Source organism: Nostoc sp. CENA543 (assembly GCF_002896875.1).
Lineage (GTDB): Bacteria > Cyanobacteriota > Cyanobacteriia > Cyanobacteriales > Nostocaceae > Trichormus.
In genome coordinates this window covers 361,592-385,758 of record NZ_CP023278.1, presented here as the reverse complement: position 1 = coordinate 385,758, position 24,167 = coordinate 361,592, and the positions used below count along the sequence as shown (strand labels likewise).

At 41.4% G+C, this 24,167-nt stretch carries 16 protein-coding genes and 3 tRNA genes; 8 read left to right on the top strand and 11 right to left on the bottom strand.

Translation table 11 applies throughout. The annotated features are described in order from the left end of the window. Window positions 1–2 precede the first annotated feature (2 nt). Window positions 3–557, top strand: a complete 555-nt coding sequence (locus CLI64_RS01645) for a DciA family protein (protein ID WP_103135601.1) — start codon at window positions 3–5, stop codon at window positions 555–557. A 548-nt stretch (window positions 558–1,105) separates the two neighbouring features. Further along, window positions 1,106–1,420, top strand: coding sequence for a hypothetical protein (locus tag CLI64_RS01640; RefSeq protein WP_103135600.1), 315 nt, complete (start codon window positions 1,106–1,108; stop codon window positions 1,418–1,420). A gap of 249 nt (window positions 1,421–1,669) precedes the next feature. Here CLI64_RS01640 and menB read toward each other — a convergent pair whose 3' ends face one another. After that, window positions 1,670–2,503 (bottom strand): 1,4-dihydroxy-2-naphthoyl-CoA synthase, encoded by an 834-nt coding sequence (gene menB / locus CLI64_RS01635; protein WP_103135599.1) that lies wholly within the window; start codon window positions 2,501–2,503, stop codon window positions 1,670–1,672. A 174-nt stretch (window positions 2,504–2,677) separates the two neighbouring features. Here menB and CLI64_RS01630 point away from each other — a divergent pair, with 174 nt between their 5' ends. Then, window positions 2,678–3,010, top strand: coding sequence for a carbon dioxide-concentrating mechanism protein CcmK (locus tag CLI64_RS01630; protein WP_103135598.1), 333 nt, complete (start codon window positions 2,678–2,680; stop codon window positions 3,008–3,010). A 112-nt stretch (window positions 3,011–3,122) separates the two neighbouring features. On the opposite strand, the gene CLI64_RS01625 is transcribed toward CLI64_RS01630, so the two are convergent. The 7 genes from CLI64_RS01625 to CLI64_RS31425 form a co-directional block, all read right to left on the bottom strand. Beyond that, entirely contained in the window at window positions 3,123–3,458 is a 336-nt protein-coding gene (locus CLI64_RS01625; RefSeq protein WP_103135597.1) for a XisI protein, read from the bottom strand. Further along, the gene (locus CLI64_RS01620) at window positions 3,446–3,865 is read right to left on the bottom strand and encodes a XisH family protein (RefSeq protein ID WP_103135596.1); all 420 of its coding nucleotides are present in this window, start codon (window positions 3,863–3,865) and stop codon (window positions 3,446–3,448) included. Before CLI64_RS01620 ends, CLI64_RS01625 begins: the two co-directional genes overlap by 13 nt. Before the next feature lie 191 nt (window positions 3,866–4,056). Further along, entirely contained in the window at window positions 4,057–5,658 is a 1,602-nt protein-coding gene (locus CLI64_RS01615) for a TROVE domain-containing protein (RefSeq protein ID WP_103135595.1), read from the bottom strand. A 37-nt stretch (window positions 5,659–5,695) separates the two neighbouring features. After that, a tRNA-OTHER gene (locus tag CLI64_RS30595) sits at window positions 5,696–5,819 on the bottom strand. 149 nt (window positions 5,820–5,968) lie between these two features. Beyond that, window positions 5,969–6,101 (bottom strand) — tRNA-OTHER (locus tag CLI64_RS30590). Window positions 6,102–6,134: 33 nt separating this feature from the next. After that, window positions 6,135–6,257, bottom strand: a tRNA-OTHER gene (locus CLI64_RS30585). Window positions 6,258–6,303: 46 nt separating this feature from the next. Next, window positions 6,304–6,513: a hypothetical protein gene (locus tag CLI64_RS31425; protein ID WP_225977478.1), complete on the bottom strand. Its 210-nt coding sequence runs from the start codon at window positions 6,511–6,513 to the stop codon at window positions 6,304–6,306. Window positions 6,514–6,804: 291 nt separating this feature from the next. Between CLI64_RS31425 and CLI64_RS01610 the strand changes: the two genes are divergently transcribed. Then, a complete protein-coding gene (locus tag CLI64_RS01610; protein ID WP_103135594.1) occupies window positions 6,805–7,548 on the top strand; it encodes a hypothetical protein in 744 nt (247 codons plus the stop codon). A gap of 55 nt (window positions 7,549–7,603) precedes the next feature. Here the strand turns inward: CLI64_RS01610 and CLI64_RS01605 are convergent, their stop codons facing one another. Continuing rightward, a complete protein-coding gene (locus CLI64_RS01605; protein ID WP_103135593.1) occupies window positions 7,604–8,755 on the bottom strand; it encodes a quinone-dependent dihydroorotate dehydrogenase in 1,152 nt (383 codons plus the stop codon). Between the two features lie 187 nt (window positions 8,756–8,942). Between CLI64_RS01605 and CLI64_RS01600 the strand changes: the two genes are divergently transcribed. Both CLI64_RS01600 and CLI64_RS01595 read left to right on the top strand, forming a co-directional pair. Then, window positions 8,943–11,828 carry a GAF domain-containing protein gene (locus CLI64_RS01600; RefSeq protein ID WP_103135592.1) on the top strand — a complete coding sequence of 962 codons (2,886 nt, stop codon included), beginning with the start codon at window positions 8,943–8,945 and terminating at the stop codon, window positions 11,826–11,828. Window positions 11,829–11,924: 96 nt separating this feature from the next. Further along, a complete protein-coding gene (locus tag CLI64_RS01595; protein WP_103135591.1) occupies window positions 11,925–17,915 on the top strand; it encodes an AAA family ATPase in 5,991 nt (1,996 codons plus the stop codon). Between the two features lie 168 nt (window positions 17,916–18,083). Here CLI64_RS01595 and CLI64_RS01590 read toward each other — a convergent pair whose 3' ends face one another. Beyond that, entirely contained in the window at window positions 18,084–19,448 is a 1,365-nt protein-coding gene (locus CLI64_RS01590) for a lipid-A-disaccharide synthase-related protein (protein WP_103135590.1), read from the bottom strand. A 256-nt stretch (window positions 19,449–19,704) separates the two neighbouring features. On the opposite strand from CLI64_RS01590, the gene CLI64_RS01585 reads away from it, so the two are divergent. Further along, window positions 19,705–21,717: an outer membrane protein assembly factor gene (locus CLI64_RS01585; RefSeq protein ID WP_103135589.1), complete on the top strand. Its 2,013-nt coding sequence runs from the start codon at window positions 19,705–19,707 to the stop codon at window positions 21,715–21,717. 136 nt (window positions 21,718–21,853) lie between these two features. On the opposite strand, the gene psbA is transcribed toward CLI64_RS01585, so the two are convergent. Next, window positions 21,854–22,936 (bottom strand): photosystem II q(b) protein, encoded by a 1,083-nt coding sequence (gene psbA, locus CLI64_RS01580; protein ID WP_103135588.1) that lies wholly within the window; start codon window positions 22,934–22,936, stop codon window positions 21,854–21,856. A gap of 212 nt (window positions 22,937–23,148) precedes the next feature. On the opposite strand from psbA, the gene cofG reads away from it, so the two are divergent. Then, the gene (gene cofG, locus CLI64_RS01575) at window positions 23,149–24,135 is read left to right on the top strand and encodes a 7,8-didemethyl-8-hydroxy-5-deazariboflavin synthase subunit CofG (protein ID WP_103135587.1); all 987 of its coding nucleotides are present in this window, start codon (window positions 23,149–23,151) and stop codon (window positions 24,133–24,135) included. Window positions 24,136–24,167: the final 32 nt, after the last annotated feature.

The following is a 24,167-nucleotide window of genomic DNA, read 5'->3' as shown; positions in this document are numbered from 1 at the left end:
AAATGTCACTTAAACCAATTAATGATATTTTAGGTGTTTTAGAACAGCAAGCTAATTGGCAAGCCGACCCGTTGGCATTGATACTTAAATCCTGGGCAGAAGTTGTGGGATCTGTAGCTGCTCATCATTCTCGCCCCTTATCCATGCAGCGTGATGTTTTGCGCGTCGCTACCTCTAGCGCGGCGTGGGCGCAGAATTTGACATTTAGCCGTCAGACACTACTGCTCAAGTTAAATAGCAAGTTGTCTATGTCTTTGGTAGATATCCGCTTTTCTACGGCTGGTTGGCACAAGGCTCCAGATTTATCACCGCCACCAACTGGCTTTAAAGTGCAGGAACATCCCAGTTATTTAGGAGATAGCCATCACCATTACACAGTGACTCAGCCTACTCAACAGAATGTCAATCATGTATTTGAGTCTTGGGCGAAAGTGACACAGGCGCGATCGCAAGGTTTACCCCTCTGCCCTCAATGTCAATGTCCTACACCATCCGGAGAACTGCTGCGGTGGGGTGTATGTGCTTTATGTAGTGTCAAACAATCACTCAGACAATGAGGTATATCCCGCTACGCTAAGGTGGTTGGGGTCAATCTAAAGCCTAAAATCCAAAATCCAAAATCCAAAATTAGTTGATTTCTCTATCTGCAAGTAGAATACCATCTACTCTTTTGATGGTAAATTCTGTACCGCCAGTCTGAATATCGATTAAATTACATCCAGTCAACCCCAACAACCTGGATTTAATTTTTGCTGTCGATTATATTTGATTCTTGTACGGAAACTTACTTGTCATTATCATAAAAATGACACAATAATAGTCTATAAAGTCACACTTTAGAAATTAATTGAAAATTTTCCCTACATTAAAAACTTTATCTTTACCGTTGATCCCCAACTGGTTATAGGCAATAATTTCTATGTGATCACTACAATAAACATTTAAAAATATAACAAGAATCTAAAAATAATCTAAAGCATATTTAGCCATTAAAAGGCTATAACCTATATATAATCACGGGTTATGGGATCACTACGTATTTATATCTAGACGGAAAATATAAAGACAGAAATTTGCCCTAACTCGGCATCAAAGATGAACCCAAATGAAACCCATTAATTGTTTGACATCTGCCTGTCGCTATTGTCGCCACTACAAACCAGAAGGTCGTCGTGGTGGAAATTGCCAACAATTGGGCGTACCTGTCCAAGCTAGTTGGAAGGCTTGTTCTTTAGCATTACCACCTTTTGCGCCTTCTTGGGAAACGTTGGAAGATGCTTGGAGCTTACCTGATGCTACACCAGTTTTAAATAAATCTGATTGTCAAATATCTGCTTTAGAAGATTCTGCTTTTGTTTTAGCCCAGGAAAACACTGCCTCCACTTCTGAACAAACAAAAGTTGAGACAGTATTCATCTAATCATCCACCATATTACCTAACTTAATGTCCATTCTGCATCAAATTAACATCCGATTTTAAAATTTCTTGTGCTGTAAGTTCATAGTCTTTAGCGATCGCACTCTAGGCAGGGTGCGATTTTTTAGTTGGATTTGTGAGCGGGAACAGGGAATAGTGAGGTCTTGGGATCTTTTTTTAAGTTGACGGTTAACAGTCAACCATCCAACTGTTAACCATCAAGCACCCTAATTTAAATCACCGCCAAGCACCTTAAGGCAACCAAGGGAAATTACGGAAATTAGGTGGACGTTTTTCCAAGAAAGCCTGCTTACCTTCCGAGCCTTCTTCTGTCATGTAATATAACAAAGTGGCATTACCAGCCAATTCTTGTAAACCCGCTTGCCCATCACAATCGGCATTAAATGCAGCTTTTAAACAACGAATCGCAATCGGACTTTTCTCCAAAATTTCTTGCGCCCATTTAATTCCCTCTGTTTCCAGTTCATTTACAGGCACCACACAATTTACTAAACCCATCTCTAAAGCCTGTTGAGCATCATATTGACGACAGAGAAACCAAATTTCTCGCGCCTTTTTTTGTCCGACTATGCGAGCCAGATAACTAGCCCCGAAACCACCATCAAAACTGCCGACTTTTGGGCCTGTCTGCCCGAAAATCGCATTATCTGCCGCAATAGTCAGATCACAAATTAAATGAAGAACGTGCCCACCTCCAATGGCGTAGCCAGCGACAAGGGCAATGACAACTTTAGGCATCGAACGAATCAGACGTTGCAAATCCAACACATTCAAGCGAGGCACACCGTCATCATCAACGTAACCTGCTTGACCTCTGACACTTTGGTCGCCACCTGCACAGAAAGCGTATTTACCATCAGTATGAGGCCCTGCACCCATAAAAAGAACTACACCAATATTAGTATCTTCACGAGCATCACAAAAAGCATCATAAAGTTCAAAGACAGTCTTCGGTCGAAAAGCATTACGTTTATGGGGACGGTTGATGGTGATTTTAGCGATACCGTCAGCTTTGTGATACAGGATATCTTCGTAGGTTTTGACAGATTGCCAGTTGATTTGCATGGGAATGAAGTTCGCTCTAGTGCTTGAGAATTTTATCAAGTTGAAGTGACTCACTGTTCACCATGATGAGATTCTTCTCACAAAAGCTGCATTACTCATTCCTCATTCTTGATAGGATTTGAATTGTATTCATCCCAATTGCAAATCCTATTCTTTTTCAGTGTTAAATTTTCTATGACCTTGGCACTAGGCATGATTGAAGTTTACGGCGTTCCCACAGCAGTAGAAGTGGGTGATGCCATGTGTAAAGCTGCCCGTGTCACTTTAGTCGGATACGAAAATACTGATTTAGGACGCATTACAGTCCTGATTCGCGGAGAAGTAGGGGAAGTTAATGTTGCCGTGAAAGCTGGACTAGATGCCATCAAACGAGTTAATGGTGGTGAGTGGCTAGCTGATCACATTATTCCTCGTCCCCATGAAAACTTAGAATATGTCTTACCCATTCATCAAAGTGCTAATGTAGAGAGTTTCAGTGCCGATATTCGCTTTCCTCCGCCTTTGTAAATCAGGCAATAAGATGGAAGACAAGGTGCGATCGCATATTGAAAATACCCTACTACTACCAATAGCTGAAATTGAAACAAGGACACGAAGCAAATAAGTTAGGATTAATACCTTAACCAACTGCAAAATCAGTAAACTGACGCATATAAGGCGAGTGAAATCCCAATACAATATCCTGCTTCGGAACACCCATTTCTACTAAATCAGCAGCGATATCATCTTCTGTACCATTCCACTGAAGCCAAATCTTTTCATTTTTAATATCTAAATGGATTACAGGCCCATAAACTCGCCTGCGATTGTGCCAACCAACATAAAAAAGTTGGTAATGGTCATGTTCAATATCAAAAATGGTTTGCAATTCCACACCATCTTCACCAGAGTCACTTGCTGCGTATTTATTCAGTAATTGCTGAATATAATCTCTATATTTTTCTAACTTCGCCATCTTACAACCTCTTTTTTTTCATCATCAAAAATTATGAGATTAACTTGACTCCGTTCAATGACTGCTTCAATAAATGGTTGTGTAAAGAAATCATCATAAATACTCAACGGTACTGCTAAATATAAGGTTTGTTCATAACCAAAATCTGCTAAGGCATAACGGTAGTTAATATATTGACCTATCGCTAAGTGAAATTCATTTATAGTAGAAGCACCCAAGAAACTTTTGACTTCCACTGCTATTTTTTCTCCATCTCTTTCAGCAGCAAGAATCTTTTTCGCTCCCAAATCAATGTAAAGCTTTGTTGTAGAACTAATACGAATATGTAGAGGGTCATCCGTAATTACCCAACCATCTTTTTGGAGTGCTACTTTTACAGCCTCATGGAATTGATCTTTGGCTGACATATCAAAGCCAATGCTTATTTTATAGGTATTCTAACAATTATTATGATATTAAAAGGTGGATGCAGGGAAGCAGAGGGAGAAAAATCTTCTCATCGCCTTTGCTATCAACATTGGATAATTTATTTTCTGGAATTAGTCAGGAAACAGGATAAGAGGTGATCACCCCTTATCCTGAAGCTATTTAACTATTTTTACAACTCGCCTTGAGCTAGCATCTGGATGATGCGAGGTGTACCAGGGTCAAATCCTGCCAAATCCCAAGACAGTGGATCTTGAGGATCTACTAAGGTAATTCGGTAAGGTGTCAAGGTGACATACACAGCCTTAACATCAGGATTTACTTTTTTACGGTACTCTGCCAAAGCTTGAGAGGGATGTTTATAACCCGCCCAGCTTTCGGAGTCAGTCCAGAAGCAGACGACATCAGCTTTGAACTTATTTTTAATCATCCAGTCATAAGCTACAGAAGCATCTGTACCGCCGAAGTTTTGGTTGCTGGCTTTCTGCACCGCAGAACTAAAACTATCTTTAGCAGTGATATTTAATTCCCGGAATTCGGTAGCAAAGCCACGAATCATATAGTTTTTCTCAGCTTTAGCTGTAACTAATGCCATTGTGGTGGCTATTTCACAACAGCTAAGTCCCATGTCTGCAACCAAGCTACCCATAGAACCAGAAACGTCTACAGCGTGCATGAACACTTTACCTGTGGGTTCTACCACATCAAAAGACAACTCAACGGCTTTTTCTAAGATGTCTACGATGCGGGGAACTGGACTCCAGGTTTTCTTACTGCGTCCTAGTCTGCCCCCAGACTCGTAAGTTTTGAGTGCTTTCAAAACATCGATGGGATGAATACGACCTTTACGCAGATGTTCTTTGTTGTTGAGAACAGCTTCTATCCGCGACAAGTTGGTAGTTTCATCAGCCCGCAACACACCTAGTTCAGTTAATGAACCCAAGTTACGCAACATTGCACCAATGGGCATTTCCTGAAATAGTAATTGCCAAGCTTGTTTATCCATGTTGCCCACAGGCGCAGCCATTTCGTGGGTTAAACGCCCTTGCAAAATGGCTTGGTGGGTTTCGCTGGGGTTGCGTTTTAACCATTCATACCACCAAATCTGCGCTAACGCTTGTGAGGGTATTTCGCTGGGTAATTCTGCCCAACCTTTCACTACCCACTCGTAGAGCTGACGGTGATTTTCTGTAGGTGGTTTAACATGAAACAACCGTAAAGCATCGCGGTTAGTAAAGCCTTGACGTTGTTGGTATTTCAAAAGTTGATAAGCCAAACCTTTGACATCTTCACGAGATAACCAGGTTTTACCAGCTTCCCGCACTATCTTACCGAAACCCCGCAGAGATTTGGTATAGTTCAACCATTCATAGAAATGGCTACCTGTGCGGACAACTTGAGGAAAGATTTCACCAAAAGCCTGTTTTGCTTCTGGGGTTTCACCCATTGACAGCAACACTAAAGCAAATATAGGTGCGCTATTATTGATGGCGCGTCCATCGCTGGCGTATAAAATTTCCTCGGCGACACGGCTGGGATTTTCTGCAACAGCTTGTTTTACAACCGCCACAAAGTCTTCTGTGAGTTCTTGTTTACCTGCGTAGTAAGTGCTTTGGGCTGTACCAACTAAAAGGCAACGGCGCAGCATCTGCCAAATACCAGCATTGAACATCCAACCACCGGAACGGCCTTTGATCATTTCCGCTTCTCTTCCGGGGATGGGTTGATTTTGTGGTGTGGTTGTTTTGTTTTTGGTAAAAAAATTATAATTCATCGCTGCATCTCCCAGCCCTTGCGGGCAAAAATGAAAGGTGGCAGGGCAGGAATCGAACCTGCGACATCCCGCATGGAAGGCGATAACCCTCATTCTTCGGCCTTTGCAGGCAAGGGGTGAACAAGGATGTTTAGGCACTCTACCGACTGAGTTACCTGCCACATAACAATTCAAAATTCAAAATTCAAAATTCAAAATTTCAACTCAGCATCGGCTAAACGCCGCGCTATCGCTAACAGCACGGGCTGAACGCCCCGCTTCCGCTAACAGCACTCATTACTCAGAACTCAGCACTCAGCACTAAATATTGGTAGCGGGGCAGGAGTCGAACCTGCAAGACAGTTAGTCACAAGATCCCGGTAATCCTCAAATCTTCAGCCTTTGCAGACAAGTTGTGATCAAGGTTTTTTGTCTAGCGCGTCTACCAATTCCGCCACCCGCTACATGAAAACTCAAACTTTAAAATAGTTGCTTGTCTGGTGGGATAGGATTTGAACCTACAACTCATGAATTAACGATAACCTTTGATTCGTCGGCCTTTGCAGGCAAATTGCTGAACTAAGGATTTTCATTGCTCTACCAAATTGAGCTACCCACCAGATAAAAATTTTTTATTAATTTTAGATTGATGTAGTGGAACAGGATTTACACCTGCACTTCCAGGAGTTTAATCAAGGGTATGGGAAATAAGTTATTAGTTGTTTCGATAACCCTCGATAGGTCAGCCTTTTCAGGCAAGGTGGGCGTTCTAGTATTTGAACTATCCACTACATAAGTTGGTTCAAAGTCTTGCTTAACTCCTTTGGGAACGTCAGCTTGTAGTATTAATGTAGTATATGTATTTTGTAGTGTCAAGAGTCAAGATAAATTTTTTGCTGATTTTCTTGGCAAGTTCGTAGTAAGGACTTTAGTCCTTACTACGAACTTATTCACCCAGTAAAGCTGCTTTTTCAGACCACTAAATAATTTGCAAAAAGTTTTCCCTGGTTTTTGCCTTATTTATAAGGGTTTGGAGGTTTGGCAAATTTAAGTTAATGATATTTTTGCCTGTTTTTCCCTAACTTTGCCAAACTATACAATTATGTGTCTCGATTTTTGCCAATATAATATATTATTTCCCAAAAAAATCGCTTGGCAAAAATCGGCATGAGTGAAAAAACCATAGAAGGTAGCGGGAAAGGCTTTCTCGTTCTCCTTTTGCCAATATCGTTTGTGATTATTGTCCTGGTTACTACCTGGAAATTTTTGCTGGCTTTTCTGGTTTTGCTGATTGGGTTAAATGTTTGGCAACAATACCAATGGCAACAGTGGTGTCAGCGAGTTAACCCGATTTTTAGTCAGTTAGTTAGAGAAAATCAAGGCAAAATTACACCTGTAGATTTGGCAATTCGGGGAAATTTTCCCGGTACACAAGCAAAACGCTATCTAGATAGTAAAGCTTCTGAATTCGGCGCAAGCATACTACCAGCTGGAGAGAGTGGTGAAGTTTATTACTTCATTACAGGTAGTATTTTAGGTAACATTCTTGACAGTAGTGAGCCTGTTAAGCAACTAACTGCACCAACTGTCACCAAAGAGGCGCGATCGCTTTTAGCACCGCCACCACCAGAACCTGTTGCAGCAGAACCAGAGCCACAGACAGAACCAGAAGCTGAATTACCGCCACCAGTAGCAACTGAAGAAGCGAGACAAAATTTAGCAAAACAGCTATTATTTGGCTCTTTAATTCAGTCAGAACTGGCTAAAAGGCTCAATGTTTATTCCAGCACTGTTTATAAACGTCGGAATGATCCTGACTTTCCTGAATGGACTCGCAGCCGCGATCCTGATGGAATTGCTTGGACTTTTTCAGAAAAAACTAAGGAGTTCTTTCCACTGGAGGAGAGTTAGGGAGTGCTGTTAGCGGAAGCGGGGCGTTTAGCCCGTGCTAAGTGCGGACAGTTGACTATTGACTGTTGACTGTTGACTGTCGACTCCGAAAGTCTAAACCCACTGCTTCCGAGATCGAATTGAGTCCATGTTGTTCTAATTTGGTGAGCAAACCTTCTAAAATGCGGCGTACCATCATTGGGCCTTCGTAAATCCAGCCTGTATACACTTGAATGAGGCTAGCACCCGCAGTGATTTTTGCCCAAGCATCGTCAGGGGAGAATATGCCACCTACCCCGATAATTGGAATCTGCCCTTGGGTTTGCTGCCAAATAAATCTGATGACTTCTGTGGAGCGATCGCGTAATGGCGCGCCACTAATCCCTCCGGCTTCTTGCTCAGGTGATTTACCCGTTATGTCAATCACCTGAGTTTTTAGTCTCTCACGACTAATAGTTGTATTAGTGGCAATCATCCCCGCTAATTGGTAGGTTTTCGCCAAGGTAATAATGTCGGCGATCGCTTCCCATTCTAAATCAGGTGCTATCTTGACAAATATTGGTTTATGTGAATTGTTTTCTTTTTGTAGTACATCCAAGATAGAACTAAGCATAGAGGCATCTTGGAGCGATCGCAACCCTGGAGTGTTGGGTGAAGAAACATTGACAACAAAATAATCTCCCAAATCTTTGAGTAGCCTAAAACTACCTAAATAGTCATCGGCGGCTGACTCTAGAGGTGTCACCTTTGATTTACCCAAATTAATACCTATGGGTATGGATGGCGTAAATTCTTGTTGGTCTTGAGTTAGTCGTGCTGCCATTGCTGCTGCACCACTATTATTAAACCCCATACGATTGAGAACAGCTTGATCAGGAAGCAAGCGAAATAAACGAGGGCGAGGATTTCCCGGTTGTGCTACAAATGTCACAGTTCCCAGTTCAGCAAAACCGAAACCCAGACTTGACAAAATACCCGACGTTACAGCATCTTTATCAAAACCAGCAGCCAAACCTACCGGGTTAGGAAAACGTAAACCAAATAGATTCTGTTCCAGGCGGGGATTTTGTAAACATAAAGATTTCGCTAGCAGGCTGTGCATCCAACTATTGTCAGGCTGATGAGATAGCCAACGAAGAATGCTGATTGCTTGGTGATGTGACCACTCTGGATCTGCTTTTAATAGGTTGAATAAAACCGGACGAACAGCGATTTGATAGATATCCATTTCAATAGTCAATAGTCAATTTTTCTACCTTGTCTACCTTGTCTCCCCCTGCTCCCTGCCCCCTGCCCCCTGCCCCTGCCTTCTTCTCCCAGTCCCCAATCCCCAATTTTTATCCTGAATTTCTCGGTAAACAATCGTAACAATATTAGTCAGGGCTATTTTATGGGCATCTTATATATTACAAGTTATGTTGACTAAGAATCAGATGGGGCTGCCACAACCACCGATAGCTGCCGAACAACAAATTGTTGCCTTGGGACGTGTCTTGCAAAGTCTGAGGGAAGAAGATGATGTCGAGGTTCTGATTAAAATTACTACTTCTTATATTCAAAAACAGTTTAATTACAATTTAGTGTGGATTGCTACTTACGATCGCCTCAAGCACTCTTTATCAGGCCAAGGCGGTATCACTCCTAGCGGTGATGATAATTTTTTACGCAAACGCTTGATCATCCGTCCTGGTGATTTGTTAGAACAAGTGGTGATTCAACAGCGTCCCTTGGGTGTACCGGATATTCGCACGGAAACTAGACTGAGTGAGTGGCAGGAATTCGGTACAAGACACAATGTCCGAGGGACAATCATTTTTCCCATCCGCTACAAGGAAACTTGTTTAGGATTGCTGTTAATAGCTTCTGAACGCTGGGGTTATTTAATTCCAGAAGAGGCGAAAACCAGTGTGACGATTGTCTTGGGGGAATTGGGTTCTATTCTGCATCAAAATGAAATTCGGTTGCAGCAAAAGCAAACTAAACGTCCTGATCAGCCTTTATTAGAATTACTCGATAATTTACATAACCTCAATAACTTAGAAGAAAGACTCAAAGCCGCAGTAGAAGCAACTCATGAATTCGTGTCTCCAAGTCGCACCAACATCTATTGGTTTGATCGGCCGGGACGCTATTTTTGGTGTCGCATTAGTAATCAATTGGTGAAAATGAGTCGAGATGCACAGCAGCAACAGCAGGCTGTGGGGATGACTGTACAAGAATTGAGTGATTTTTACTATGCTTTGTCAACCAATCAAATTGTCTGGATTGGTGATGCGCGTAGTTCTCTCAGTAGCCATTTTACAGCCAAGTTGTTGCAACGCTGGCGGGTGCGATCGCTGTTAGCAGCTCCTATTATCTGGCAAAAAGACCTCTTGGGTTTTTTGGCTGTAGAAGATGTTCAACCCCGGATGTGGTCAGAAGCAGACAAAAATTTTGTTCAAGGTGCGGCGGGTTTCATTTCTTTGGTCACTCCAACGGAAAAAATGGAAACTACCGTTGAAAAAATTCAAGAAGATTCGCACCTGACAAGTCAAGTAGCTCAAGCTATCTATACTCACCAAGACCTCAAAGAAACTTTAAGAGTTTGTGCGGCTAAAGTTTTAAATCGGCTCAATGCCACCCGTTTTTTAGTTTTACAATATGACGCTGATCGCAATAACTATCAGGTAATTTATCAAACCCAACCTCACAATCGCCGTCCTTTAACCTTCGCTTTTAGTTTATTAACCGAAACCGATAGACAAATGCTCAAGTCGGCGCAAACTACTGTAGAGGTGGAGAATTTAGACGAAGATTTACGCTTTTTTAATTGGCGACCGCCGTTAATTGACAACGGTGTGCGATCGCTCTTAGTTTGTAACTGTACTCAAGGTCATCGGCCAGAAGCCATTCTCCTGATTACCCATACTCAACATCGTACCTGGAGTAACGCCGAAAAAGAATTGTTGTGGATTGTCAGTCAGCAAATTGGTGTAGTTTTACGTCAGTGGCGACTACTTACCAGTAATGAACAACAACAAAAGATTTTGCAGAGTATTCAACAATCACTCTGTATTTTAGAAGAAGCCCATAGCGACAATGCTGAGACTGAAGAAAATTATCTAGAAATTACCACACTCAAGCAAATTGCGGCGATTCTTGGTTGTCCTTTATCATTAATGTTGACTTGGTCTGAGGAACAAGAAACAGCAGAGATTATCCCTGGAGTTTGTGCTGATAGTCATTTTAGTATTCGTGCAGATTCCCAAGTATTTGTGCAGTATGAAGCGTTAATTCAGTGGGCATTGTCTAAAGATGGTTATCTAAACTTGAAAGTTGAAGATTTACCACCGGAAACCAAAAAATGGTTAAACTGTCCGGCTACGAGTAAAGTATTAATCATCGCTTTACGGACGGCGGCTCATCATCAACCTACATCCGTAATTGTTCTAGCAGACCATGCAGAACGCTACTGGCCACAACAAACTCTCAACGCCATAGAAACACTGATTGAGCAATTGGCTTGGTTGCGTCGTCAACAGCAAATTAGCACTATTCAGGAAGCGAAAATTGAAGAATTACGACAACTCAATTGGTATAAACATCGGCGGTTAGAAGAAGTCCACAGAACTACAGCACAACTACTTGGTCAAATTCATGATGTGGGGATTCCCAATAATGAATTGACACAGACACGCTACAAATTATTGTTACGACAGTTAGATCACGCCAATACAGCAATTACCGGATTATTGAAACAAGAACAGTGGCAATTGTCTATGGGTGGGGAGACTATGCCTATTGCCAGTTTATTAAAGCGATCGCTCGAACGCATAGACAATTTACTCCAAAGCCAAAAAATGTGGATTGGGATTCATGGTTTGGGGGCAAATAATTCTGACTCAGAATCTCATCATAGTTCTCCCTTAGTCAAGAATACAGTCACCGCCACCCATTCTGCCCCAATGGTGATTACTGGCGATTTGATGAAATTTGAATTAATCCTCCATGAAGTCTTGCTTGCTGCTTGTGAACGTTCCCCTCATGGCAGCAGAATTGATATCTGGTGTCGTCGCTTAGATGAACAATTTGTCGAGGTATCGATTACAGACAACGGCGTAATTGCACCAGAATTATTAACGGAACTAGAACAGAAAACTCGTAAAGATTTGCTAACTTACAGTCATCTCGACCAACTTCCAGGGTTACATTTACTCATCTGTCAACAGCTAATGCAGCAACTAAAAGGAGAATTAAACCTCTATCAGTTACCTGATCATCGTGTAGTTAGTCGCTTACTCTTACCTCTAGTAAGTAAATAAAATTCTTAACATTGGGAATACTAAATTTATGTAGACGCGTTCTGCAAGGCTTTGTCATGAAAGGCCGGAACTAACTCACACCATAAGGTTGTACACATGGCTAATGAGACTACAAAACTGTTGATTCCTGGATATCAAATCATCTCACAAATATATGCAGGCTCAAGAACCAGAGTGTATCGAGCCATCCGCCAACAATCGCAACAATCAGTAGTCATTAAACTACTGACCTCAGAATATCCCAATTTTCAAGAATTACTACAGTTTCGTAATCAATACACCATCAGTAAAAATCTGCAAATTCCCGGAATCATCCAACCCTTAGCCCTAGAAACCTACGGACATGGCTACATTTTAGTCATGCCAGATACAGGTGCCATTGCCCTGCGCGAATACATCAAATACCACCGATTATCCCTAAAAGAATTTCTCACTATCGCCATTCAACTTAGTCAAATTCTGCACAACTTACATCAAAATCGTGTCATTCATAAAGACATCAAACCTGCCAATATTCTCATCCATACCCACAGCCAACAAATAGAACTCATCGACTTTAGTATCGCCTCACTCCTACCCAAAGAAACCCCAGAAATCAAAAGTCCTAATGTCTTAGAAGGCACACTCACCTATATTTCCCCCGAACAAACGGGGAGAATGAATCGCGGTATTGATTATCGTAGTGATTTTTATTCTTTAGGCGTGACATTTTATGAATTACTCACCGGGAATTTACCATTTATTTGTGATGACCCAATGGAGTTATTACATTGTCACATTGCCAAACCAGTCAAGGAAATGGCAAATGCAGAAATTCCCCAGGTAATTTCAGATATAGTGATGAAATTAATGGCGAAAAATGCCGAAGATAGATATCAAAGTGCTTTAGGATTACAATTTGATTTAGAAATTTGTCTTGCACAATTACAACAAACAGGCGAAATCACTGACTTTAAAATTGGTAAACGGGATATTTGCGATCGCTTTTTAATTCCCGAAAAACTCTACGGTAGAGAAACAGAAGTCACAACATTACTACAAGCATTTGAGCGAGTCGCCAATGGCAGCACAGAAATGATGCTAGTGGCGGGGTTTTCGGGGATTGGAAAAACTGCCGTTGTCAATGAAGTTCACAAACCCATTACTCGCCAACAAGGATATTTCATCAAAGGGAAGTTTGACCAATTCAATCGCAATTTGCCTCTGTTAGCCTTTGTCCAAGCTTTACGCGATTTGATTGGACAGTTACTTTCCGAATCCGATAGTCAACTACAAAAATGGCGCAGTGAGATTTTAGCGGCCGTAGGAGACAACGGGCAAGTGTTGATTGAAGTCATGCCAGAACTTGAAAGGTTGATTGGTCAACAACCACCTGCCACGGAACTTTCTGGCACTGCTGCCCAAAATCGCTTTAATTTATTGTTCCAGAAATTTATTGCAGTGTTCACCACTAAAGAACATCCGTTAGTGATGTTTTTGGATGATTTGCAGTGGGCAGATTCTGCTTCTTTACAGTTGATGAAATTGTTAATGGCGGATAAGAATTATCTGCTTTTATTGGGGGCTTATCGTGATAATGAGGTTTCCCCTACACATCCTTTGATGTTGACTATTGATCAACTCCAACAAACTGGAAAAATCGTTAGTACAATTACCCTCGCACCTTTAAACTTAAGTGATACAAATCAGTTGGTTGCTGATACATTACATTGTCTAATTGAGCGATCGCTGCCTTTGACAGAATTAATTTTTCGTAAGACCAAGGGTAATCCCTTTTTTATCACTCAATTTCTCAAAGCATTATACGAAGACGGGCAAATTACTTTTAACCGTCAGCATGGTTATTGGGAATGTGATATTGCCCAAATCAATGCCCTATCTCTCACCGATGATGTGGTGGCATTTATGGCACAGCAGTTGCAGAAGTTACCACAGGAAACGCAAAATATTCTCAAATTAGCTGCTTGTATTGGTAATCAATTTGATTTAGCGACTTTAGCAATTGTTTCTGAGCAGCTGCAAGCCGATGCTGCTGTAGCTTTATGGAAGGCTTTACAAGAAGGATTAATTCTGCCCCAAAGTGAGGTTTATAAATTTTATTTGATTGATGAGCAAGTCAATATCAATACTCCCAAAGGTGAAAATTTAACTTATAGATTTTTACATGATCGTGTCCAACAAGCTGCTTACTCCTTGATTCCTAATGCCCAAAAACAAGCCACACATCTGAAAATTGGCGAATTACTGCTGCACAATACAATAGAGCAAGATTTAGAAACCCGCATCTTTGATATTGTCAATCAATTAAATATAGGTATTGAATTGATTGACGAATTATCTGCCAGAGAAAAATTAGCTCAATTAAACTTAAGGGCAGGTAATAAGGCGAAAGTTGCTACAGCTTACAGTGCGGCTGTCAATTATTTAAATACTGGTCTAATGCTTTTAAATGTTGATAGTTGGCAGAGTCAATATACATTAACTTTGAGATTATATGAATCTTTAGCTGAGTCAGAATATTTAAATACTAATTTTGAAAACTGTAAATATATCATTCAAAAAACGCTAGAATCAGCACAAAATTCATTAGATAAAATCAAGGTTTATGAAATTCAAATTCAATCATATACAGCCCAAAATCAACTGATAGAAGCTATCAATACAGGTAGAGAAGCCCTTGATTTATTGGGTATAGATTTCCCCGAATCATGTGATTTTGAAACAATGATTGCTCAACATCAAAAACTCAAAATGATGTTAGGCGATCGCCCAATCGCTAGCCTCGCTAATCTACCAATTTTGGTAGATTCTCATCAAGCCGCCGCTATGCGAATTCTAGTTGGTTTATTTGCATCTGTGTATTTAGCTAAACCTGAGTTGTTACCCTTAAAGATTTTTACAATGGTGAAAATCTGTATTCAATTTGGTAACTCTCCCCAAGCTGCAATTGCTTATAGTTTTTATGGTCTATTTCTATGTGCTACTGGTGAAATTGAACGCGGCTATCAATTTGGAGAATTAGCCACTATTGTTTTAGAGCGACTGCAAGCTAAAGAATTAACCAGTAAAGTTAATCTGACTTTTGCTTTATTTATTAAACATTGGCGAGATTCCATCCGTTCTACATTACCTATATTTTTAGCTGGTTTAACTAGTGGGTTGGAACATGGCGATTTAGAGTATGTGGGATATTGTGCTAATTGTTATTGCCAATTTTTATTTTGGACAGGAGAAAATCTAGAAACGGCGGAATCTGAAGCCAATAAATACTGCCAACTGATTGAAAATATCAAGCAGGAAGCTTCTTTAATTTGGGCAAATACATGGCGACAAACAGTAATTAACCTGCGTGGTAATGCTGAAAATCCTATGATGCTTATTGGTTCTAGCTTTAATGAAACTGTGGATTTACCTGCTTTAATTGCTAGCCGTAATGTCAATGGTATTTGCTATGTCTATCTAGCAAAACTACTACTGTCTTACTTATTTAGTGATGCTCAAACTGGAAAGGATTATGCTGATAAATTTGAAGAATATGAACAGGGTGCGGCTGGTTTACTAATTGTTCCTTTGAAGAATTTTTATCAATCATTGAGTCTTTTGTCATTGTATAAGAGTGTAGATACAGTGACAGCAAATGCTTATTTAGAAAAGGTAAAAAGCAATCAAAAGTCTATGAAGATATGGGCAGATTATGCCCCCATGAATTACCTGCACAAATTTCAGCTGGTAGAAGCTGAAATCTGTCGAGTATTAGGAAAAAAATATGAAGCAGGGGATTTTTACGATCGCGCGATCGCTGAAGCTCAAGGTAAAAACTATCTCCAAGAAGCTGCTCTTGCCCATGAACTTGCTGCTAAATTTTACCTAGCTTCGGGTAAGGACAGAATTGCGGCAGTTTATATGCAGGAAGCTTACTACGGCTATGCTCATTGGGGTGCAGCAGCTAAAACCAAAGAGTTAGAAAGCCTCTACCCTAACTTATTGCGCCCCATTTTCCAGCAGACTACATCCAGCATCAACCCCTGGGAAACCCTGGGGGCGATTACTAGCCCTAACCTCTCAATTCATTCTTCTTACACTGCTACAACTTCCTCTAGTACCCGTATCAATACATTTCTAGATTTTGCTGCAATTTTGAAGGCATCCCAAAGCCTATCCAGCACAATTGAATTAAATGAATTACTGCATCAACTAACTCAGATTATTCTGCAAAATTCTGGTGGTGATCGCTGCGCTATCATCCTACCTGATAGTGATGGGAATTGGTTACTACGAGCTATTGCCACACCTGAAAATACCGAGCTGTACGCTGAACCTCTAGAGAATAATCCTAAGTTACCCATTAAGCTGATTCAGTACGTCAAAAATACCCAACAAGTGGTAGTAATTAATGATCTCAAAACAGATTTACCTGTGATTGGCATATATTTAACTCAGAAGCAACCGAAAAGTGTGCTATGTTTACCGATTCTCAATCAGGGCAATTTAATTGGGATTTTGTATTTGAAAAATCAGTCTACTAGTGGGGTATTTACTAGCGATCGCGTCCTCATTCTCAATTTTCTTTGTACTCAAGCCGCCATTTCGCTGGAAAATGCTCGTCTTTATCAACAATCTCAAAACTATGCCCAACAATTAGAAACATCTCTCAAAACATTACAAATAGCACAAAAACAATTACTCCAAGAAGAAAAAACACTACAAAGACAAGCTTTAGCTCTGCTTCAGCTTTCTCAAAGTCCAGCAATTAATCAAGGAAATTTAAGTGCAGCATTTGTAGAACTGACACAGGTTACAGCTTACACCTTACAAACAGAAAGAGTTAGTGTTTGGCTATTTAATGAAGATCAAAGCAAAATCCAATGTATGGATTTATTTCAACGTTCTTCTCAAGAACATTCACGAGGATTTGAACTCATAGTGGCTGATTATCCCGCCTATTTTGTTGCTGTGAAGTCACAACCAATTATTGCTGCTGATGATGCTATGAATGATCCCCGCACCTGTCAATTTAGCAAAGGTTATCTAGATGTCTTGAATATTTCATCTATGCTAGATTCTAGTTTCCAAATTAATGGAGACATGGGAGGAGTGATCTGTTGTGAACACGTTGGAGAAAAACGAACTTGGACTCCATCGGAACAAAACTTTATTCGTTCAGTGGCTAATTTAATTGCCCTAGCTATAGAGTCTAATCAACGACAAGATAAAGCCAAACAACTTAATCAAGCATTGTTAGATTTAAAGCAATCGCAACTGCAAATAGTCCAAAGTGAAAAAATGGCATCTTTGGGTAATTTGGTCGCAGGTGTAGCTCATGAAGTCAATAACCCCATTGGTTTCCTCAACGGTAGTATCAGCAATGCTCATGACTATGTAAAAGACCTATTAGGACATTTAGAACTTTATCAAAAACATTATCCCCAGCCCACATCAGAGATTCAAGAAAATGCCGAAGATATCGATTTAGAATTTGTGATGGCAGATTTACCTAAATTGCTTGATGCGATGACGGGAGCTACTGAGCGCATTAAATCGATTAGTACCAGCTTACGCACCTTCTCCCGTGCTGATACTGATTACAAAGTTATGGCTAACCTTCATGAAGGGATTGATAGTACACTGCTGATTTTAAAATACCGTCTCAAAGCTGACGAACATCGCCCAGCTATTATCATTGAGCAAGAATACGGTGATTTACCCTCAATTAAATGCTTTCCTGGGCAATTAAACCAAGTATTTATGAATATCTTGGCTAATGCCATTGATATGTTCGATGATGTGGCACAAAAGTACACATTTGAGGAACTGGAAAATCAACCCCAAAAAATTACTATTCGTACCAGAGTAATTGCCAATCAAGTCTATATTCATATCCAAGATAATGGTGAAGGCATGAGTAAAGATGTGCAAGACCGCATCTTTGACCATTTATTTACTACTAAAGGTGTAGGTAAAGGTACGGGGTTAGGACTGGCGATCGCTCGTCAAATTGTGGAAGAAAAACACGGCGGGAAAATCGAGGTTAATTCCGTTTTAAAAGAAGGAACAGAATTCATCATTTCCCTGCCAATTACAGGTTAATTTTTTGAGTAATGAGTGCTGAGTGGTGAGTGCTGAGTGGTGAGTGGTGTTAGCGGAAGCAGGGCGTTTAGCCTGTGCTGTTATCGATAGCGCGGCGTTTAGCCGATGCTGACTAATGACTAATGACTAATGACTAATGACTATTGACTAATGACTATTGACTATTGACTAACAAAATTTTTCCATCAAACACTCAGCAATTCTTTGTGCTGCACCAGGCTTACCCATTCTTTGCCTACCATTCTCTGCAATCAGGTGTAACCTGTCAGGATGAGTGAACAGCGATCGCACTTGCAAAGCTACTTCTGCTGGTTCTGAGACTAAAATTAAAGATAAGCCTAACAATCGGCTTTGGGCTTCAGCGAAGGCGGGGTTATATTGTGGCCCTTCTCCTGGGATGGCGATCGCTGGTTTCCCTAAACCTATAAACTGTTCTGTAGCTGTCCCAGCCATAGCGATCGCTACATCTCCCCAATGCAAACATTCATTGTATGCTTGTTGCGTTAACAGGAAATAGACGTTTCTTTGTTGAAAGATGAGAGCTTGATTATCAGGTAAAGGTAAGGGGAATTCTGTCGAGGCTTGCCAACCATGAGATTTTAAGGATTTGGCGAAGGCTTGTATATCTAAATTGGGTGCGATCGCTCCTAAAAATACCACTTTACCGGAATTGGGGACAAATGAATTTTCCTCCCGAAAACTCGCCATCAATGCAGACACCCCCACCATAATGATTTCCCAATTTTTATAAGCTTCTGGTGGACGGGAACCAGGAAGCAAAGTAATCATCAGTGGTCTAGTTAATTCTTGTTGTTGGCTATCAATACTATAAAGTTGTTGGGTATTAAATCTTGGTTCTAGTCCATCCATCATGGGATTGCCAAAATTCAAGGCGGGAATCGGCCACTGATTTAAAATTTTGGCTGTCAGTCCATCTCTAGGAAACACGGCTTTACAACGCCGACGACTCATTAACCACCTTTCCCAAGGATGGTAAATCGAACCAGAAAAGTTTTCCCAACGGGCGGCTTTGGATTGTCGAGGGAGAATTCCTACTTCATCCCGCACATAATATTCTGATTTGGCTGTCCCCACAAAAGCATATTTAGCTCCACTGATATAAGCAAACAATAGCGGGACAATATCCCCTACCGCCAAGACAGCGTTTTGCTTGCTGAATTTTTTTTGCGATCGCACCCAACGCCGCACTGCTTGAATTTGACTCCAAGTTAATTGTAATAACCCACCGCGTACATCCCGCGCCAGTTGTCGCCCATCCATATAGACAAACCCACCAGAAGGCATTGTGCGGACTGTACCAATTAGGGGAATATTTAACTTTTGATAGGCGTGTCCTTCTCCCACCAAAGGCAATGCAAAGATATCCGGTGGGTAAGGTTGTTGCAATAATGCCTGCAAAATGCGGGCAGCAATTACATCTTCCCCATGACCATTACTTAATACTAATAGCTGCAATCGAGAATCGGCATTGGATAAATTAGAGGCAAAAGATAAGCGAGATAAATCATTCATAACCAGGGATTGGGCATTGGGAATAGGGCATCGGGTAAAATCTTGTTTGCTTCCCTTACACCCTTACACCCTTATACCCCTATACCCCTAATTTAAGAAACAAAATCACAAAATTAATGGTCTATTTCAGTAATTCGTAATTTTTAATTCTCAATACCGCTACTGCGGAATTCATAAAATCGTGTAAAACATCACATTGTGTGGGATAAGCTTTTTTCCCATGCCCAATTCCCCATGACCTATTTCTCAAATTATTATGCGTGTTACTTCTACTACAATTTTGACTTTAGCTACTTTGGCGGCTGGTAATGTTACGCAATCAGCTATGGCTGCACCTGCTACCGCTTCTACTCAGGCTGCACCAGACCAAAATCTTGTAGTTCCCGTAGTGGAAGAAAAATCTACTCCTCTCAAGAATGTGGCTGCACCAGAAACAGAGATTACTCTCCAATTTTCTCAATCCTCCAAGCCTGTTGTCCTGCCTCCTGCACCTGCTGTAGTCACACCACCATCCCCCAAACCCACCACGACTGAAAGCGGTTTAGTTGTCACAGCTACCGATGTACAGATAGTAGGTGCAACTCCCGAATTACAGCAAGTGATTCGCCAACTCATCAAAACTCAGGCGGGGGGAGAAACTAGCCAAAATCAGTTGCAAAGTGATATTGCCGCCATTTTACAGACTGGTTTATTTGTCAGTGCGGAGGTTAATACTACCGTTAACCCATCAGGGCTAAATGTAGTGTATCAGGTGCAACCCGTGGTCGTGCGATCGCTGCAACTATCAGGTGCTAAAGCCCTGACTTACCAAGTCGCCCTCACACCTTTTCAGTCTCAGGTTGGTAAACCCATCAGTCCTGCACAACTAAAAACCGCAGTCGAACAAATCAATAAATGGTACACCGACAATGGTTATAACTTAGGGCGAGTATTATCTATAAAACCCAATCCCCAAGGTATTCTCACGGTCAATGTGGCGGAAGGTTTAGTCAGTGATATCAAGTTCCGCTTTGTAAATGATGAGGGTAAAACCGTTGATTCTCAAGGTAATCCCGTTTCAGGACGTACCAAACCAGATTTCTTAAAACAACAACTGCAACTCAAACCAGGGCAGGTCTTCCAAGAAAATATTGTCCGTCAAGATGTGCAGAACTTGTATCGTACTGGCTTATTTCAAAGTATCAATGTGGCTTTTGAAGGTGATGCTAGTAATTTAGATGTGATTTATGAACTCAAGGAAAATGGAGCGCGGGCGATTAATTTGGGTGGCAGTTACAATGCTGATTCAGGGTTAATTGGGACTGTCAACTATCAAGACCAAAATATTGGCGGCAGAAATGACATTTTAAATGTGAATGTTGGTGTTGGTAGCCGTGATTTGCAATTTGATACTAAATTTATTAGTCCTTATCGGGCGACAAATCCCGACCGCTTAGGCTATACCGTCAAAATCTTCCGCAACCGTCAACTTTCTGAAACCTTTGATGATCAGATTACCTTAGCCAACGGTGATAAAGTCCGAGAAGGTAAGATTGGTGCAAGTATTAGCTTGCAACGACCCATTGATAATTGGGATACCTCATTAGGTTTTAATTATACTCGTACCAGCATCCGCGATCGCCAAGGTAATATTAACACCAATGATATTCAAGGTAATCCTCTATCGGCTAGTGGTAACGGTGTTGATGACCTAGCTACCGTATCTTTTACCGCCACCAAAGACCAACGCGACAACCTGATTAATCCCACCCAAGGTTCTGTTCTCAGACTCAGTACGGAACAATCTGTACCCATCGGTGAAGCTAACATTTCCATGAATCGTCTCACCGCTAATTACAGTCAATATTTGCCAGTCAACTTATTTAACAACCAAAAACCCCAAGTATTTGCCGTCAATGTCCAAGCTGGGACAGTTTTAGGCAAATTACCCCCCTACGATACCTTTAATTTAGGTGGTTCTAATTCTGTACGTGGTTACGACGTTGGCGATGTCGGTAATGGTCGCAGTTATGTACTAGCTTCCGCCGAATATCGTTTTCCTATTGCCCCAATATTTGGGGGTGTAGTCTTTGCTGACTTCGCCTCAGATTTAGGTTCTGGCGATACAGTTGTTGGAGACCCCGCAGGCGCAAGAAATAAACCTGGTACTGGTTTTGGTTATGGTGCAGGAGTCAGGGTAGATTCTCCATTAGGTCTAATTCGTGCTGACTACGGTATTAATGACCAAGGTGAAAGCAGAGTACATTTAGGCATAGGTCAACGTTTTTAAAATTCAGAAGTTCGTAGTGAGGACTTTAGTCCTCATCTCAATCTCAGGACTAAAGTCCTTACTACAAACTCATAAGCAAAAAAGCGTCCCCCCAGAACGGAAGGACGCTTTTTTATTCAGCTAGAAGCTTGAAGAATTAACCGTTGATAGCAGGTGCGCTGATAGCAACAGGAGCAACTTCACCAGCAGCCAAGTCTAAGGGGAAGTTGTGAGCGTTACGCTCGTGCATTACTTCCATACCCAAGTTAGCGCGGTTGATGATGTCAGCCCAGGTGTTGATGACGCGACCTTGGGAGTCAATCACTGATTGGTTGAAGTTGAAACCGTTGAGGTTGAACGCCATTGTGCTTACGCCCAATGCTGTGAACCAAATCCCGATTACAGGCCATGCAGCTAGGAAGAAGTGCAAGGAACGGGAGTTGTTGAAGGAAGCGTATTGGAAGATTAAGCGACCGAAGTAACCGTGTGCAGCTACGATGTTGTAGGTTTCTTCTTCTTGACCGAATTTGTATCCGTAGTTTTGGGATTCGTTTTCGGTGGTTTCGCGAACCAAGGAGGAAGTTACCAAGGAACCGTGCATTGCGGAGAACAAGCTACCACCGAATACACCAGCCACACCTAACATGTGGAAGGGGTGCATCAGGATGTTGTGTTCTGCTTGGAACACGATCATGAAGTTGAAGGTACCGGAGATTCCCAAGGGCATACCATCAGAGAAGGAACCTTGTCCGATGGGGTAGATGAGGAATACTGCGGTTGCTGCTGCTACGGGAGCAGAGAATGCTAGGCAGATCCAAGGACGCATTCCTAAGCGGTAGGATAGTTCCCATTCACGACCGAGGTAGCAGAATACGCCGATCAGGAAGTGGAATATTACCAATTGGTAAGGGCCACCGTTGTACAACCACTCATCTAAGGATGCTGCTTCCCAGATGGGGTAGAAGTGTAAACCGATAGCGTTGGAGGAGGGAACAACTGCTCCGGAGATGATGTTGTTTCCGTAGATTAAGGAACCTGCTACGGGTTCGCGAATACCATCGATGTCTACTGGAGGTGCAGCGATGAAGGCGATGATGAAGCAGGTGGTTGCAGCTAGCAAGGTGGGGATCATTAATACACCGAACCAGCCGATGTATAGGCGGTTGTTGGTGCTGGTGATCCAGTTGCAGAACTGCTCCCATACGTTTGCGCTTTTGCGCTGTTGTAAGGTTGCTGTCATTTCTTTATGATTACGTTTTGGTATGAATGTTTTAGGTCTTTCAACCTGTTACATAGCTTAATTCATAGTATTGCGTTTTGTAAAGTATTTTGAGAAAAAATTTTCTCGTTTAACCTGTGGAAAGCTCTGATACTGAGTTTTTATAGATATTTCGGGCTTACAGAGTAAATTAATTTTGCTTAACACTGTTCATTTACTATTCTTCAAAGATTGTGACTAAACCATTAGCCAACTCTTTCCTTGTCAGCTACAGCCCTGCTTACACAATCGTTCCAACTTATGAATGCTTCAATCGCTGCACTTACTGCAATTTTCGCACTGACCCTGGTAAAAGCCCTTGGTTGAGTCTGTCAGCAGCTGAAGGTATCTTAAAAAGACTCCAAAATCAGCAAGTTTTTGAAATTCTCATTCTTAGCGGTGAAGTGAGTACTCACTCACATAAACGTAAAGATTGGTTTCAAAGAATTTATGATTTGTGTGAGTTAGCCTTATCGATGGGTTTTTTACCACACACCAATGCAGGGCCTTTGAGTTTTGCAGAGATGCAGCGACTCAAAACTGTCAATGTATCAATGGGCTTAATGCTAGAACAGTTAACCCCAGCATTATTAAAGACAGTTCATCGTCACGCACCGAGTAAATTACCAGAACTCAGGCTGCAACAATTAGAATGGGCGGGAGAATTGCAAATTCCCTTTACTACAGGCTTATTATTGGGAATTGGAGAAACTTCTGATGATTGCTGGGAAACATTAACAGCCATTTCTCAAATTCATCAACGTTATCATCATATTCAAGAAGTCATCTTACAACCCCATAGCCCAGGTAATCAGCAAACCTTTGACGCGCCGCCGTTTGATCCTCATCAGCTACCAGCAGTTATTGCTAAAGCACGCCAGATTTTACCGTCAGATATTACAATTCAAATTCCGCCTAATTTAGTGAAAGATAAGCAATGGTTACTTGCTTGTCTTGAGTCTGGTGCAAGAGATTTAGGCGGAATTAGCCCGAAAGATGAAGTAAACCCAGATTATCCCCATCTTCAAGAACGAGAATTAAGAGAAATTTTACAGCCTGCGGGGTGGGAATTAGTACCACGTTTACCTATATATCCCCAGTTTGATAGTTGGTTGTCTGGTGAACTGCAAACATTAGTAAAGCAGTGGCGAAAAGTTTTAACGCCAACTTCTATTGTGTAAAGATTAAGATGTTAGTGGTGTAACAAGGATAA

Coding starts and splice junctions, on each gene's coding strand:
- CLI64_RS01645 (WP_103135601.1), top strand. CDS start 3: ATGTCACTTAAACCAATTAATGATATTTTAGGTGTTTTAGAACAGCAA.
- CLI64_RS01640 (WP_103135600.1), top strand. CDS start 1,106: ATGAAACCCATTAATTGTTTGACATCTGCCTGTCGCTATTGTCGCCAC.
- menB (WP_103135599.1), bottom strand. CDS start 2,503: ATGCAAATCAACTGGCAATCTGTCAAAACCTACGAAGATATCCTGTAT.
- CLI64_RS01630 (WP_103135598.1), top strand. CDS start 2,678: ATGACCTTGGCACTAGGCATGATTGAAGTTTACGGCGTTCCCACAGCA.
- CLI64_RS01625 (WP_103135597.1), bottom strand. CDS start 3,458: ATGGCGAAGTTAGAAAAATATAGAGATTATATTCAGCAATTACTGAAT.
- CLI64_RS01620 (WP_103135596.1), bottom strand. CDS start 3,865: ATGTCAGCCAAAGATCAATTCCATGAGGCTGTAAAAGTAGCACTCCAA.
- CLI64_RS01615 (WP_103135595.1), bottom strand. CDS start 5,658: ATGAATTATAATTTTTTTACCAAAAACAAAACAACCACACCACAAAAT.
- CLI64_RS01610 (WP_103135594.1), top strand. CDS start 6,805: ATGAGTGAAAAAACCATAGAAGGTAGCGGGAAAGGCTTTCTCGTTCTC.
- CLI64_RS01605 (WP_103135593.1), bottom strand. CDS start 8,755: ATGGATATCTATCAAATCGCTGTTCGTCCGGTTTTATTCAACCTATTA.
- CLI64_RS01600 (WP_103135592.1), top strand. CDS start 8,943: ATGTTGACTAAGAATCAGATGGGGCTGCCACAACCACCGATAGCTGCC.
- CLI64_RS01595 (WP_103135591.1), top strand. CDS start 11,925: ATGGCTAATGAGACTACAAAACTGTTGATTCCTGGATATCAAATCATC.
- CLI64_RS01590 (WP_103135590.1), bottom strand. CDS start 19,448: ATGAATGATTTATCTCGCTTATCTTTTGCCTCTAATTTATCCAATGCC.
- CLI64_RS01585 (WP_103135589.1), top strand. CDS start 19,705: ATGCGTGTTACTTCTACTACAATTTTGACTTTAGCTACTTTGGCGGCT.
- psbA (WP_103135588.1), bottom strand. CDS start 22,936: ATGACAGCAACCTTACAACAGCGCAAAAGCGCAAACGTATGGGAGCAG.